At 68.6% G+C, this 14,007-nt stretch carries 13 protein-coding genes; 8 read left to right on the forward strand and 5 right to left on the reverse strand.

Annotated features, from left to right (window positions below; all coding sequences use genetic code 11):
- Positions 1-66: 66 nt before the first annotated feature.
- The 3 genes from ACFWPH_RS17405 to ACFWPH_RS17415 all read right to left on the reverse strand — a co-directional run bounded on the left by ACFWPH_RS17405 (position 67) and on the right by ACFWPH_RS17415 (position 3,070).
- Positions 67-969 carry an amidohydrolase family protein gene (locus ACFWPH_RS17405; protein ID WP_378752107.1) on the reverse strand — a complete coding sequence of 301 codons (903 nt, stop codon included), beginning with the start codon at positions 967-969 and terminating at the stop codon, positions 67-69.
- A gap of 46 nt (positions 970-1,015) precedes the next feature.
- Entirely contained in the window at positions 1,016-2,086 is a 1,071-nt protein-coding gene (locus ACFWPH_RS17410; RefSeq protein WP_378752109.1) for a nucleoside hydrolase, read from the reverse strand.
- Between the two features lie 213 nt (positions 2,087-2,299).
- Positions 2,300-3,070 (reverse strand): MHYT domain-containing protein, encoded by a 771-nt coding sequence (locus ACFWPH_RS17415; RefSeq protein ID WP_378752111.1) that lies wholly within the window; start codon positions 3,068-3,070, stop codon positions 2,300-2,302.
- 430 nt (positions 3,071-3,500) lie between these two features.
- Between ACFWPH_RS17415 and ACFWPH_RS17420 the strand changes: the two genes are divergently transcribed.
- The 5 genes from ACFWPH_RS17420 to ACFWPH_RS17440 all read left to right on the forward strand — a co-directional run bounded on the left by ACFWPH_RS17420 (position 3,501) and on the right by ACFWPH_RS17440 (position 9,144).
- Complete coding sequence (locus ACFWPH_RS17420) at positions 3,501-3,731, forward strand: hypothetical protein (RefSeq protein WP_033246186.1); 231 nt, start codon at positions 3,501-3,503, stop codon at positions 3,729-3,731.
- A gap of 85 nt (positions 3,732-3,816) precedes the next feature.
- A complete protein-coding gene (locus ACFWPH_RS17425) occupies positions 3,817-4,710 on the forward strand; it encodes a Sir2 family NAD-dependent protein deacetylase (RefSeq protein ID WP_378752113.1) in 894 nt (297 codons plus the stop codon).
- A gap of 424 nt (positions 4,711-5,134) precedes the next feature.
- Positions 5,135-5,548 (forward strand): YjbQ family protein, encoded by a 414-nt coding sequence (locus ACFWPH_RS17430; RefSeq protein WP_378752115.1) that lies wholly within the window; start codon positions 5,135-5,137, stop codon positions 5,546-5,548.
- 27 nt (positions 5,549-5,575) lie between these two features.
- Positions 5,576-6,628 (forward strand): Gfo/Idh/MocA family oxidoreductase, encoded by a 1,053-nt coding sequence (locus ACFWPH_RS17435; protein WP_378752117.1) that lies wholly within the window; start codon positions 5,576-5,578, stop codon positions 6,626-6,628.
- A gap of 308 nt (positions 6,629-6,936) precedes the next feature.
- The gene (locus ACFWPH_RS17440) at positions 6,937-9,144 is read left to right on the forward strand and encodes a molybdopterin-dependent oxidoreductase (protein ID WP_378752119.1); all 2,208 of its coding nucleotides are present in this window, start codon (positions 6,937-6,939) and stop codon (positions 9,142-9,144) included.
- Positions 9,145-9,155: 11 nt separating this feature from the next.
- On the opposite strand, the gene ACFWPH_RS17445 is transcribed toward ACFWPH_RS17440, so the two are convergent.
- A complete protein-coding gene (locus ACFWPH_RS17445; RefSeq protein WP_378752121.1) occupies positions 9,156-9,779 on the reverse strand; it encodes a TetR/AcrR family transcriptional regulator in 624 nt (207 codons plus the stop codon).
- A 133-nt stretch (positions 9,780-9,912) separates the two neighbouring features.
- Between ACFWPH_RS17445 and ACFWPH_RS17450 the strand changes: the two genes are divergently transcribed.
- A complete protein-coding gene (locus tag ACFWPH_RS17450) occupies positions 9,913-10,869 on the forward strand; it encodes an oxygenase MpaB family protein (RefSeq protein ID WP_378752123.1) in 957 nt (318 codons plus the stop codon).
- A gap of 73 nt (positions 10,870-10,942) precedes the next feature.
- On the opposite strand, the gene gndA is transcribed toward ACFWPH_RS17450, so the two are convergent.
- The gene (gndA, locus tag ACFWPH_RS17455) at positions 10,943-12,388 is read right to left on the reverse strand and encodes an NADP-dependent phosphogluconate dehydrogenase (RefSeq protein ID WP_378752125.1); all 1,446 of its coding nucleotides are present in this window, start codon (positions 12,386-12,388) and stop codon (positions 10,943-10,945) included.
- Positions 12,389-12,716: 328 nt separating this feature from the next.
- Here gndA and ACFWPH_RS17460 point away from each other — a divergent pair, with 328 nt between their 5' ends.
- A complete protein-coding gene (locus tag ACFWPH_RS17460) occupies positions 12,717-13,658 on the forward strand; it encodes an alpha/beta hydrolase (RefSeq protein WP_378752127.1) in 942 nt (313 codons plus the stop codon).
- Between the two features lie 90 nt (positions 13,659-13,748).
- Positions 13,749-13,976, forward strand: a complete 228-nt coding sequence (locus tag ACFWPH_RS17465; RefSeq protein WP_378752129.1) for a hypothetical protein — start codon at positions 13,749-13,751, stop codon at positions 13,974-13,976.
- The last annotated feature ends 31 nt before the right edge of the window (positions 13,977-14,007 follow it).

Consider the following 14,007-nt stretch of genomic DNA (forward strand, 5'->3'; position numbering starts at 1 on the left):
AGTGTGGATATGCGCATCCAACTACGCGCGGACCGGTGGCGGGGGCGCGGTAGTTCCGCTGGCGGTTCAGTCGAGATCGAAAAGTTTTGCAGCGGTGCGGTAGCAGACTGCGCGCAGCCAGTCGTCGCCGAGGTCGAGGCGTTCCAGCGCTTGCACGGCGTGGCGGTACGGGTAGGGGATATTCGGGAAATCGCTGCCGAACATGATCCGGTCGCCGTAATCGGCCAGCCGTTTCAAGGCATCGGGCGGGAAAGGGCTACCGTCCTCGGCGAAATCGGTGAACGCCATGGTGGTATCGAGATGGACACCGGGATACCGGTCGGCCAGATCGAGGAATTCGCGGTATTCGGGCATACCCATATGGGCCACGATCAGCGGTAGCCGCGGGAATCGGTGGAGTACCTCGGCAATCGGTTCCGGGCCGGTGAACGTACCGGGTGCCGGGCCGGAGCCGCAGTGGACAACCGTCGGTACCTGCGCGTCGGTGAGTGCACCCCACACCGGTTCCAGCAGCGGATCGCGGGGGTCGTAGGCGCCGACCTGGATATGTGCCTTGAAGACTTGTGTGCCCTGTTCCAGTGCGGCCGTGACGTATTCGGCCGCGGCCGGTTCGGGATAGAACGTCGCCGTATGCAGGCATTCCGGAACCTCGGCGGCGAATTTCGCCGTCCAGTCGTTGAGCCAGGCCGCCATATCCGGGCGGTGCGGGTACACCAGGGCCGTGAAAGCGCGGACCCCGAACCGTCGTAGCGCCTCGAGCCGGACCGGCTCCTCGTCCCGGTAGGTGATCGGCCAGGAACGCCCGATGAGCGGTCCGGCCGAATCGAAGTACGCCCACACCTTGCGCATCACCCGGTGCGGCATGAAATGGGTGTGCACATCGATCAGCCCGGGCAGGTCGAGGCCCTGCCGGAACTGCGCCAGATACGCCTCGTCGGCCGGGATCTCGGAGCCACCGGGTGTGGTCACTGGCTGGTCCTCCTCGTGTGGGAACGGCTGTTGTCGTGCGGCCGGGTCAGCTCGATCCGGCGGTGAGCGTGTGTTCGCCGGCGGACGCGGGGAACTGCGCGCGGGCATAGTCGCCGATCCGGGTGATGAGCCGGTCGAAGAACCGGTCGGGGTCGGTGGCGACGACGATATCGGCGTTGGGCGGGCGACCCCACATACCCGCCCAGTCGGCGACGGTGGCGCCGCGGGTGAGGGTGCCGCCGAGCTCCACGTCCACCGTCGCGGGCCGGGTCCGGGCGAGGGTGGGGTCCAGGGCCACGGCCGCCGCGAACGGATCGTGCATATGCGCCAGATAGCCGAGATCGTAGCCGTGGTGGAAATCGAAATAGAAGCGGACGGCGTCGGTGACGTGGCGGATGATCGGATTGCTCGCCGCCGATCGTGCCGCGGGCGGATCGTCCGGCGATACCGTTTCGATCGGGAAGCTCGCGGCCCGGCTCGCCAGCCGGGTGAGATGCGCGGGCCGCATCTCGATGGTTTCGGTGATATCGAGGCCGCACACCACCGGACGCCGGTGCGCCGGTGCGGCGGAGAACGCGTCGAAAACGATCTTCGCGGCTTCGGGGTCGACGTGGATATTCCACTCGTTGGTGGGTGTGGTGTTGCCCGGATGGTTGAACGCCCCGCCCATGATCACCAGCCGGCGCAGCAGCCGCGGAAGCTCGGGTTCGATCCGCAGGGCGAGGGCAAGGTTGGTGAGCGGTCCGGTACACAGGCCGAGCAGTTCCCCAGGGTGTGCTCGCGCCAGATCGACCCACATCTGTGCCGCGCTGCGGTCGGAGATCCGCCTGGTCGGGGCAGGGAGTTCGGCGTAGCCGACGCCCTGCGGTCCGTGGGTGTCCTCGGTGGTGCGCAGCGGTATCGCCAGCGGGTCGGTCGCGCCCAGCGCCACCTCGATATCCGGGGCGCCGACCAGGTCCAGCCAGGCCAGGTTGTTGATCGCGACCTGGCCGGCGGGCACGTTTCCGGCGGTCGCGGCGATACCGGTGATCTCGGCGTCCGGGCTGGCGAGTAGATACAGCAGGGCGAGAGAATCGTCCACGCCGGTGTCCACATCCACGATGATCCGCTGCCGCACTCCCCGAGCCTAGTGGCGTCGCAGGGCGCCTGAGCCTGCGCCCCGTATCGAGCGGTGGCGCGATGATCCGCCCGGCCCAGGGGCGCCGCATTGCCCGGCGGCCACTGGAACGAGGCCGCCCGTTGGATGGTGGCATTCCGCACCGAACAATTCGGCCGAACTTTGTTGGTGGCGTGGCGACGTCACGTGACGCACTTCGGACGCGGGGCGAGTTCAGTCCCGGGTCGGCCAGTAGTTCTCGGTGGCAGGCCGTCGGGTGAGGGGTGTCGCGCCGCCGACCTCGGTGAGGCCCAGGTGGAATAGCATGCCGACGGTCACCAGGCTGACACTCACGATGAGCGGTGTGAGCAGCTGGGCGGCCCCTGCGCCCGACGGCGGCATATGGTGCTGCTGATCGCCGATATGCATGGCGAACATCCCGGTGTAGTGCATTCCGGCCACGGCCATCCCCATGGCCAGGGCGGCGCCGAGAGTCGCGAGGGTACCGCGCACATTGAGGGTGAACCACAGCGCGGCGGTCGCGGCGAGAACCGCGATGATCATCGACAGGGCCACGGTGGGCCAGTCGTAGCCGATCTCCACATCGGTTTTCATGGCATACATACCGGCGTAGTGCATGGCGCCCACGCCGAGGCCGGTCACCACGCCGCCGATCAGCAGACCCCGGTTGCCCAGCGTGCGTTGCTGGGCCAGGCACAGCCCGAGCCAGACGACGATCATCGCGATCAGGGCACTGGCCAGCGTGACGGGGACGTCGTATTTGATGGCCGCGCCGTCGATCCGGAAGCCCAGCATGGCGATGAAATGCATAACCCAGATGCCGGTGCCGCCGATGGCGACGGCGGCGGCGATGAGCCAGCCGTCGAAAATCGAACTGCCGCGCACCCGGCTCATGCACCGTAGCCCTAGCAATGACCCGGTGAACGACATGACGTACGCGACCACGGGGGTGAGCCAGCCGTGGCTGAAGTGGTCGATCTCCACCGGGGACCTCCTCGCTGCACGGAATCCCGACCGCACGACTGCGGAACGCGGGCATTCCAGAACGGTGAACGTGCAGGGAGTGAATTTAGAGGAAATATGTCGTATAAAACAAGGGCCCCAGAAGCGACAAAGGCGTATTCGAGACAATCCGGTTTCGGGTCGACGCCGGCGGCGATTCGCCACGTCCGCATTCGGTACCCACCGTGGTTCCGGCAACCGATCGGCACTCGCCGCAATCGGCAATTCCGCAGGAGGTCTGCCGGATACCGCCGCACCGTACTCCGGTAATCGCCCCGAGTGAAGTGCCGCCCCGGCCGCCGTGCGAACCCGGCCCCACGCTCGCCATCCACGGGCGGCACCGGAGGTTTTCCGGTTGGGCTGTGCCGCACCGGCCGGCAGCGTAGGCTTCGGGCAACCTCGAAGGAGACCCATGCCTGGCACATCCAGCCGTCCCACCCCTGTCGATCACGAGCTACCCGAGGCCGAACTGGCCGAATTCGCCGAGATCCGCAGCGCCGAGCGGGCGGAGGTCGCCCGTCGTAGCGCCGTCGCCGCCCGCATCGTCGCCGGACACTCGACCGATGCCGCCGACTGCCGGAACCTCCTGGCGATGCTCGGACTCGACGCGGAGGCGGGGAAACTCGCCGGTCTCCAGACCTGACTCCCGGCCGGCTCCGGCACAGCGCCGGAGCCCTGCTCCCGGAGGGATGAGGTGACCGCGCCGGGACACCCGTACTCTCGGGAACATGTCCGATACGGCGCTGCTCACCGACGATCACCCGGTACGCGACGTGGACGCGGCCGATGATCTGGTCGCGCTGATCGGCGACCGGCGCGTGGTCGTACTCACCGGCGCCGGAATCTCGACCGACAGCGGTATCCCCGATTATCGGGGGCCCGATTCGCCGCCGCGCAATCCGATGACCTACCAGCAGTTCGTGGGCGATCCGGAATTCCGCCGCCGGTACTGGGCCCGGAATCACGTGGGCTGGCGGTATATGGACGCCGCCCGGCCGAACGACGGGCATCGCGCGCTGGCGGTCCTGGAGCGTCACGGTGTGGTGGCCGGTGTGATCACCCAGAATGTCGACCTGCTGCACACCAAAGCGGGCAGCCGGCGAGTGATCGACCTCCACGGCTGTTACGCGCAGGTCCGATGCCTGGCCTGCGGTGCCCGGATCTCCCGGATGACGCTCGCCGAACGGCTGGAACGCGTCAATCCCGGTTTCGCCGTCTCCTCGGTGACCGGCTTGGAAGTCGCACCGGACGCCGATGCGGTGGTCGAGGATGTGGCCGGGTTCCGCATGGTGGATTGCGAACGCTGCGGCGGACTGTTGAAGCCGGATATCGTCTATTTCGGCGAAAACGTGCCGCCGGGGCGGGTAGCCGCGGCGTGTGAACTGGTCGATTCGGCCGAAGTGATCCTGGTCGCGGGTTCGAGTTTGACGGTGTGGTCCGGCCGCCGCTTCGTTCACCGCGTCGCCCGTCGCGGCGGCATGGTACTGATCGTCAACCGTGGCCCCACCCGCAGCGACGACTTGGCCGCGCGCACGGTGGCCGCCGGCTGTTCACCGGTCCTGGCTCGGATTGCCGACCGCTACGCGAACCGCCGGACCGCGGAGCCGTACCGCACCGTGTGATCAACGCGGTACGCATGCTGGACTCGAGCGGCGTTCCTCGGTGGTGGCACCGATCTGGTCGGCCAGAGGAAACTGGGTAACGCCGCGCCGGAGCTGCTGGGCGATGTCAGCCTGTGACCCCTGGACGGGATCGAGGAGACCGCGGACGGGGGCCGCGCGTGACGCGCTCGTCTGCAACAGTGATCGGCGCCACATACCGGATCGCCGGTGTCAGCCCATCGGCCGATCGATGCAGCAGCGCTCGCCCGAACCGGCACGGATCGGCGCTCGAGGGGACAAGGAACGACGGCGCTCGAGGGGGCAAGGGACGGTCGGCGCTGCGACTGCTGAGACCGCCGCGGCAGTCGAAGGCACGTGTTCAGCGGATTGCGGCACACTGCCTGCACGCTGACCGGTGGGAAGTGCCGCCGCGTACGCTGCGGATATGCGGAGCACACTGATCGCGGTACGCACCGGGAACACCGAGACGGTCCGGGATATCACCGGTGAATGCTCGGAATTCGTGCGGCAGGCGGGTGGCGACGGGCTGCTGCACGTCTTCGTCCCGCATGCCACCGCCGGTGTCGCCGTCATCGAACTGGGTGCCTACAGCGACGACGATCTGCTGGCCGCGCTGCGGGATCTGTTGCCGGCCGACGATCGCTGGCGGCACGCGCACGGGTCGCGCGGGCACGGGCGCTCCCATGTCCTACCGGCGCTCATCGCCCCGTATGCGACCGTTCCGGTGCTCGACGGGGAACTCGCGCTCGGTACCTGGCAGTCCCTCGCCCTCGTCGATGTGAACGTCGACAACCCCGACCGGCAGGTCCGGCTGTCGTTCCTGGCCTCCGCGGGGTGAGCGGCGGCGCCGGGTAACGTCGCGGGTATGCGCAGTCTCGGCGTCGCGATCATCGGGTACGGCTTGGCCGGTGCGGTATTCCACGCACCGCTGATCGCCGCCGAACCGCGGCTGCGGGTGGCCGCTGTGGTGACGGGCTCGCGGGAACGGAGCGAGCAGGCTCGGCGCGAGCATCCGGGTGTCCGGGTTCTGCCGGACGCCGACGCGTTGTTCGCCGATCTGTCCGGGATCGATGTGGTGGTTGTCGCCGCACCCAACCGCACCCACGCCGAACTGGCACAGCGGGCGCTCGCCGCGGGCACTGCCGTGGTGGTGGACAAGCCGTTTGCGGTATCCGCCGCCGAGGCCGCGGAGGTGGTCCGGTCTGCCGAAGAATCCGGTAGCGTGCTGACGGTGTTCCAGAACCGCCGGTGGGACGGTGATTTCCGGACCGTCGGAGAACTGGCCCGGTCGGGCCGGCTGGGGGAGGTGCGCCGATTCGAATCCCGCTTCGAACGCTGGCGGCCGGTGCCCAAGAGCGGCTGGCGCGAGACCGGTACCGCCGCCGACGCCGCCGGGACCCTCTACGACTTGGGCAGCCATCTCGTCGATCAAGCACTGACCCTGTTCGGTCCGGTCGGCGCCGTCTACTGCGAACTCGATTCCCGGCGCCCCGGGGTGAGCACCGACGACGATATTTTCCTGGCGCTGACCCATACCGGCGGAGTCCGCTCCCATCTGTGGGCCAGCGCGGTCGCGCCGCGGCTCGGCCCGCGTTTCCGGGTACTGGGGGACAAGGCCGGCTACGAGGTGTACGGGATGGATCCGCAAGAGGCCGCGCTGCGCAGCGGCCGGCGCCCGGACGACGGAAAGCCATGGGGAACCGTGGAACCCGAACGGTACGGAATCCTCGGCGCGGACCCGGAGGGGGCGGCGTTTCCCACCCTGCCCGGCGACTACCTCGCCTTCTACCGCGCCCTGGCCGAGGCGATACTCGACGGTGCACCGGTTCCGGTCGACCCACGCGACGCCCTGGCCGGTCTGCGAATCCTCGAGGCCGCCCGCGAGTCGGCCGAGTCGGGCAGCGTGGTGCACCTCTGACAGCATGTCCGGCGGCACGTACCGAACGCGGCCGGCGGAACGCGTTGACCGGCACCGAAACGTGCTGGTGCGGCCGTCCGGCCACGACGCCGACATGGCCTGTAACGCGACGAGTTCAGACCCGCTCCGAGGCCGGCAAGCGCATGAACTCAGGCTCGGACGGGAGGTGCCGCCGCGCGCTACCGCACGGTCGTCGCCGGTCCCTGAACGATCAGGACGAAACTGACTGAGGGCAGGGCGCCGCAGTTATCGTCGCGAAATCGGCGGAACACTACCCGAGCACCGGCTCGCCGGGCCATGATGGAGTCATGGCCCGACCTACGTCTCCTATTGATTCCGCGACCGGTTCGCGGAATCTGCTGCGCACCTGCCCGCTGTGCGAGGCGGTATGCGGTCTCGAACTCACCCTGGACGCCGACGACCGGGTGACCGCGGTCCGCGGCGATAAACAGGACCCCTTCAGCGCCGGTTTCCTCTGCCCGAAAGGCGCGAGCTTCGGCCGCCTCGACAGCGACCCCGATCGCCTCACCGAGCCGATGATCCGGGATCGCGCGAGCGGCACCTGGCGCACCGCGAGCTGGGAGGAGGCGTTCGATCTCATCGCCGAACGTATTCCCGCGATCAAATCCGCGCACGGCAACCAGGCGGTCGCGCTGTATCTGGGCAATCCCAACGCCCACACCGTCGCGGGCACCCTGTACGCCCCGGCGGTGATCCGCGCGCTCGGCACCAAGAATCTGTTCTCCGCCAGTACCGCCGACCAGATGCCCAAACAGCTCGCCTGCGGCCTGCTCTTCGGTGACCCGCTGGCCGTACCGGTGCCCGATCTCGACCGCACCGGCTACCTGCTGATGCTGGGCGCCAACCCGCTCGAATCCAACGGTTCGGTCTGTACCGCCCCGGATTTCCCCGGCCGTCTGCGCGCCTTGCGGGAACGCGGGGGCCGGCTGGTCGTGGTGGATCCCCGGCGCACCCGCACCGCGGCCGTCGCCGACGAGCATCTGTTCATCCGGCCCGGCGCCGACGCCTATCTCCTCTTCGGAATCGTGCACACCCTGTTCGCCGAGGGGCTCACCGATATCGCCGTCGAGGCCAACGGTGTGGACGAGGTGCGCGCCGCGGCGGCGGATTTCCCGCCGGAACGGGTGGCCGAGCGCACCGGTGTCCCCGCTGATACCGTGCGCCGCCTGGCGCGGGAGCTGGCCGCCGCGCCCACCGCCGCGGTGTATGCCCGGATCGGCACGTGCACAGCGGAATACGGCACACTCACGCAATGGCTGGTCGATGTCCTGAACGTCCTGACCGGTAACCTGGACCGTCCCGGCGGGGTCATGTTCGCGACCGCCGCCGCGCGCGGGATCGTCCGCACCAAACCCTTCCGGCCCGGCCGGTGGCGCAGCCGGGTCCGGCAGCTGCCGGAGGCGATGGGGGAACTGCCGGTCGCCACGCTCGTCGACGAGATCACCACACCGGGTGACGGTCAGGTCCGCGCCCTGATCACCGTGGCGGGCAACCCGGTGTTGTCCGCGCCGAGCGGCCCCCGGCTGGACGAGGCGTTCGCCGGGCTGGAATTCATGGTGAGCGTCGACCGCTACCTCAACGAGACCACCCGGCACGCCGATGTGATCCTGCCTCCGCCCCGCCCGGTGCAGTCGCCGCACTACGATTTCGCGCTGCTGCAGTTCGCGGTGCGCAACTACGCCCGGTATTCGCCGCCGCTGGTTCCGCTGGACGATCGGCCTTCCGAGGCGGCCGTGTATGTGCGGCTGGGTGCGGCGGTGAGCGGGCAACCGCATAATCCCACCGCGGATTTCGATCCGCTCGCCGCCTTCGACGAATTCGTTATCGCCGATACGCTGCAGCGCGCCGGTTTCGCCCAGCGCCGGCCGGATCTACTCGGCGCCACCACGACCGAACAGCGCCTGGACCTGATGCTGCGCCTGGGTCCCTACGGTGCTTGGAACGGTGGCGAGCTGAGTGTGCAGACCCTGCTGGACAATCCGCACGGTATCGACCTCGGTCCGCTGCGGCCCCGACTTCCCGAGGTCCTGCGGACCGCCTCCGGAAAGGTCGAACTCGCACCCGAGCTGTTACTGGCCGATATCGAGCGCCTGCGTGCCGGTTCGGCGGCGGCGCCGGCGGATCTGGTGCTCATCGGCCGGCGGCATCTCCGCTCGAACAACAGCTGGATGCACAATATGGAGCGGCTGGTAGGCGGCACCAATCGCTGCACGCTGCAGATCCATCCCGACGATATCGCCCGCCTCGGACTCGGTGATCGCGCCGTCGTGAAATCGGCTGCCGGCTCCCTGACCGTCCCTCTGGAACCCACCGAGACGATCATGCCCGGAGTCGTGAGTCTGCCGCACGGCTGGGGCCACGCCGGCAGTGCGCAAGAGGTGGCGGCCGGCACCCCCGGCGTGAATGCCAATACGCTGACCGATGATTCGGTACTCGACATACCGTCCGGCAATGCGGTGTTCAACGGTGTACCCGTCACCCTGGCGCCGGTCTGATCGGTGCCGGTTCAGTCGCCGCCGGAGTGCGGGTACATCAGCGGTGCGAGGTAGGTGCGGGCGAATTCCCGCGCGGCCTCGGTATCGCCGAGCGGGAGCACGCCGCGCGGGTTCGCGATGAACGATATGGTGAGCCGGACGAACAGCTCGGCCACCACGTCCGGATCGAAACTGCCGAGCTCCCCACGCTGCTGCCAGTAGGTCAGGAACCGCGCCACCGGCTCGCGACCCTGGACGACCGCGTCGTCGCCGGTCAGGAAATCGGTGAGCTGCCCGGCGCCGCCCGAGGACCGCAGACTGCGGGTGAGCAGCAGGGGCGCGGTGGCCTCGCTGACGAACGCGGCGAACATATCCGCCAGTGCGCCCACCGGGCCGGATGACCCGTGCATCGCATCGGCCACGATCGTCGAGACCCGCTGCGATTCGGCCATCAACGCGTAGCGCAGGATCGTCGATTTCGTGCCGAACCGCCGGTACACCGTGGCGACCCCGACACCGGCGGTTTCGGCGATCCGGACCATGGTGGTGTCGTCGAAGCCGTCGGCCGCGAAACAATCCCGGGCCGCGTCGACGATTGTGCGTGATCTGGTATCCAACTGCTGCAGTTCGGTCCACGGCGCAGCGGCGGTCTCCATTCGCACCAGCCTACCGGCCCGCCACGCGGCGGGATGGTCCCCCGGGGGCTCGGCGTTCTGGTGCACGCACAGCTCTCGGTGATAGTCTGAAGGTGGTTGAACTATCATTTCCCACTCTTCCCGAGGTGACGACATGGCGAACAACGCAACGGTGCGCACCGCCGAAAAGTCCACCGGCTCCCGGATCCGGCCCGAGGTCCTGCGGGAGTTCCGCAAGCATTCCGGTAGCGTGCTGGCCGGTGTCTTCGCCGGAGCGGCCTTCGATCAGGTCGCCCTCGTGCCGGTGGCTGCTTCGGTGGACCGCACCGGCCGGTTCGCCGCCAATTTCGCCGACCGCGGGGTGCGCAGCGGAGCCTCGGCGATGATCGCGCTGTGGGGCGATTCCGACGACCGCCGCGCCGAGGCCGACTGGCTCAAACTGCGCCACCGCGATGTCCGCGGCACCGGGACCGCGGATTTCGGGGAGGTGAAATACAGTGCGCTGAGCCCGTTCACCTGGAAATGGATCGCGGTGAGCGGCATCTTTGTCGTACTGAACACCTTCACCCCCTGCACCGGTACCGCACTGCGGCCGGAGGAGGAGGAAGCGGCCTACCAGCTGCTCCGCGAGGCCTTCGCCGATCTCGAACTTCCCAGCGCCGCAGGCAAATTGCCCGCCGATCTCGCGGAGGCTCGCGAATACTACGACACGATGGCGACCGAGGAACTACGCGCCAACCCGTTCCTCGTGGAGAAATTCGCCGGACTCACCCGCCTTCCGCTGCCCACTCTGGGTCTGCCGTCGCCGGCCCGGCGGGCACTCACCCCGATGTGGCTGGTGATGCGGCCGGTGGCGGGCCATGTGATCCAGGTGTGCTCGTCCAAGGTGATGCATCCGCAGGTGCAGGAGCTGACCGGCTTCGAACTGAAACCGCGCCACGACCAGGAATTCGCACTCTACGTCCGGCTGCTGCAATGGGCCTGGCGGACTCTGCCCGACCGCGTGCTGCTCCAGCCACTGGCATACAACCGGTTCCGATACGAGAAGCTGATCCGGACCCTCCGCAGCTTCGGCCTGGAATCCTTCGCGGTCCCCGAGGACCGGCGCTGAAACCGGGCCGTACGCCGCGAAAACCGAGCCCTGGGCCGGCGCCGGGCGGACCGATCCGCCTGGCGCCGCCGGCTCAGCTGGTCCGGACTTCGGACCGATCCTCGCTCCACAGCGTGTGGTACTTCCCCTCGGCATCCACTCGCTCATAGGTATGCGCGCCGAAGAAATCGCGCTGGGCCTGGGTGAGCGCGGCCGGCAGCCGCTGCGCGCGCAGGGCGTCGTAGTACGACAGCGAGGAGGCGAACGCCGGTACCGGGATACCCAGCAGGGTCGCGGTGGCGACCACGCGGCGCCAGCTGTCGATCGCGGTTTCGATCGCGCTGCGGAAATAGGGGTCCAGGATCAGGCTCGGCAGCGCCGGATCGGTTTCGTAGGCCTCCTTGATGCGGTTCAGGAAGCGGGCGCGGATGATGCAGCCGCCACGCCAGATGGTGGCCATATCGCCGGGCTTCAGATCCCATCCGTACTCCGCGCTGCCCGCGGCGATCTGATCGAAGCCCTGCGCGTAGGCGACAACCTTGGAGGCGTACAGGGCCTGCCGGATATCTTCGGTGAACTGGGCGATATCGGTCGGTTTGGCGGCGAGTTCGCCCGCGGCCAGATCCTTGGCGGCGGCGCGCTGGGCCCGCGACCCCGACAGCGCCCGGGCGAACACCGCCTCGGCGATACCGGTCACCGGGATACCGAGATCGAGCGCCGATTTCACCGTCCAGCGCCCGGTACCCTTCTGCTCCGCGGCATCGACGATCACATCGACCAGCGGTTTACCGGTTTTCGCATCCACCTGCCCGAGGACCTCGGCGGTGATCTCCACCAGGTAGCTCTCCAGATCGCCGGAGTTCCACTGGGTGAAGATATCGGCGATCTGCTTCGGATCGAGGTCCAAGGCGGCGCGGAACAGGTGATAGGCCTCGCCGATCAGCTGCATATCCGCGTACTCGATACCGTTGTGCACCATCTTCACGAAATGCCCGGACCCGTCGGGGCCGATATGGGTGCAGCACGGCGTGCCGTCGACCTGTGCGGCGATCGACTCCAGCAGCGGACCCAGCGATTCATAGGATTCGGCCGGTCCGCCGGGCATGATGGAGGGCCCGTTGAGGGCGCCTTCCTCACCACCGGAGATACCGGCGCCCACGAAGTTCAGGCCACGGTCCCGTAGCGCCGCTTCCCGGCGGATGGTGTCGGTGTAGAGGGCGTTACCGCCGTCGATGATGATATCGCCGGGCTCCATGGCCGCGGCGAGCTCTTCGATCACCGCATCGGTGGCGTCGCCGGCCTTCACCATGATGAGCACGCGGCGCGGTTTCTCCAGCGCCGCGACGAACTCGGCGACCGTTTCGGTGCGGACGAAATCACCGTCGCCGCTGTGCGCGGCGAGCAATGCGTCGGTTTTGGCGACGCTGCGATTGTGCAGGGCCACGGTGTATCCGTGCTTGGCGAAGTTACGGGCGATATTGCTGCCCATCACCGCCAGGCCGGTGACCCCGATCTGGGCACGCGCTGTGGAGGACGCCATGAACCTGCTCTTTCCTTCGACAGTTTTATGTTCCGGCCGGTCGCGCCGCGTCCGCGAACAGGTGCGGTTCGCTCGCGAGCACGGCTGACTGCCTCTGTTCTTTTCTACCGGGTGGCTCCGGGCCCGCGCGCGCGGACCCGCCGATGCCGGCCCGGCGGCCCCGAACCATAGCCGGTCGGAGGCCGGTGGGGCGGCTTCGGCGGACATCGGGCGTCCGGCCCGGCCCTCGACCCGCGTGCTGGGCTCTGCTCCCGCACAAGGGGACTGGTGGAAGCGGCCGAAACGCCGCCGGACGTTGCGGCGCCGCGAGAACGGGTACAAGGGAGAAGTGCGGTGGAAATATCTGTTCGCGGTATCGAGTGTGGCGCTCGTCGCCGCCGTAGCACTGTTCGTTCCGTCTCCGGCGGCGGCCGCGCCGGGCCCACGGGTGGACGCGGAACGGCCGCTCGGCGGGCGCGCCGTCCAGCTGGAGGTGTTCTCCCCGGCGATGAACACGGTGATCAGCAACCGGGTCATCCCGGCGGCCGGCGGCGGGCCCGCCCCCACGATCTACCTGCTCACCGGTATCGGGGGCGGAACCGACGGCATCTCCTGGTGGGACGATACCGATGTCCGGCAGTTCTTCGGCGACAAGAATGTGAACGTGGTGATGCCGATCGGCGGCGCGTACACGATGTACACCGATTGGCTCACCGACGATCCGGCGCTCGGCCGCGCCCGCTGGCAGACCTACCTCACCGCGGAACTCCCCGCGGTGGTGGACGCCCGGTTCGCGACAACCGGCCGCAATGCTGTTGCCGGTGTGTCCATGAGCGGAGGCTCGGCGGTGGACCTGGCGATCCAGGCGCCCGGCCGTTATCAGGCGGTCGCCTCCTACAGCGGCTGCCCCTGGTCCGCGGATGCGGCGGGCGTCGCGATGGTCGGCGCGCAGGTGCTGCGCGGCGGCGGCAACCCCGGCAATATGTGGGGTCCGCCCGGCGGCCCCGGATGGCAGGCGCACGACGCCTTCCGGCACGCCGCGCGGCTCGCCGGTAAAACGGTGTACCTGTCCGCCGCCTCGGGCATCCCGGGCGCCATCGACCGCGGCTGGGGTTTTCCGCCCGTCGAAGCCATCGCCAGTAGCTGTACCTCGGCCTTCGCCGGCCGGCTGGCCCAACTCGGGGTCGACGCCGTACACATCGACCGCCCGGCCGGCGCACACACCTGGGGACAGTTCGAATACGACCTGCACGATTCCTGGCCTCATCTCGCGCGCGCCCTGGGGGCATGAGCGCCGGGACAGCGGAATCGGCCGGCAAGCCGGGGCCCGGCGGTTCGACGCCACCGGGCCGAGCGCGCACCGATCGGCGATCATGATCGTATGAAGCAATTGCGGTGCACCTACTGCGCCGGAACGGAACTGGAACCAGGCTTCCTGGAGGATCGCGGGGAAGGATCCGGCGGGCATGTGCGCTGGATCGAAGGCGCACTGGCACGCGGAATCTTCGGCGGTGCCAAACGCTTGGGCAGGCCTCGGCGTGCGGTCGACACCTACCGGTGTGTGCGCTGCGGTCACCTCGAGATGTTCGCCCGCGCCGAGCGCGAGTAGCGCTCGGCAGCAGACGGGGGACCACGACAAT

Source organism: Nocardia sp. NPDC058499 (assembly GCF_042719915.1).
Lineage (GTDB): Bacteria > Actinomycetota > Actinomycetes > Mycobacteriales > Mycobacteriaceae > Nocardia.

Bases quoted from the DNA above. Each gene is read 5' to 3' on its own strand.
- ACFWPH_RS17420 (WP_033246186.1), top strand. From the start codon at position 3,501: ATGCCTGGCACATCCAGCCGTCCCACCCCTGTCGATCACGAGCTACCC.
- ACFWPH_RS17425 (WP_378752113.1), top strand. From the start codon at position 3,817: ATGTCCGATACGGCGCTGCTCACCGACGATCACCCGGTACGCGACGTG.
- ACFWPH_RS17430 (WP_378752115.1), top strand. From the start codon at position 5,135: ATGCGGAGCACACTGATCGCGGTACGCACCGGGAACACCGAGACGGTC.
- ACFWPH_RS17435 (WP_378752117.1), top strand. From the start codon at position 5,576: ATGCGCAGTCTCGGCGTCGCGATCATCGGGTACGGCTTGGCCGGTGCG.
- ACFWPH_RS17440 (WP_378752119.1), top strand. From the start codon at position 6,937: ATGGCCCGACCTACGTCTCCTATTGATTCCGCGACCGGTTCGCGGAAT.
- ACFWPH_RS17445 (WP_378752121.1), bottom strand. From the start codon at position 9,779: ATGGAGACCGCCGCTGCGCCGTGGACCGAACTGCAGCAGTTGGATACC.
- ACFWPH_RS17450 (WP_378752123.1), top strand. From the start codon at position 9,913: ATGGCGAACAACGCAACGGTGCGCACCGCCGAAAAGTCCACCGGCTCC.
- gndA (WP_378752125.1), bottom strand. From the start codon at position 12,388: ATGGCGTCCTCCACAGCGCGTGCCCAGATCGGGGTCACCGGCCTGGCG.
- ACFWPH_RS17465 (WP_378752129.1), top strand. From the start codon at position 13,749: ATGAAGCAATTGCGGTGCACCTACTGCGCCGGAACGGAACTGGAACCA.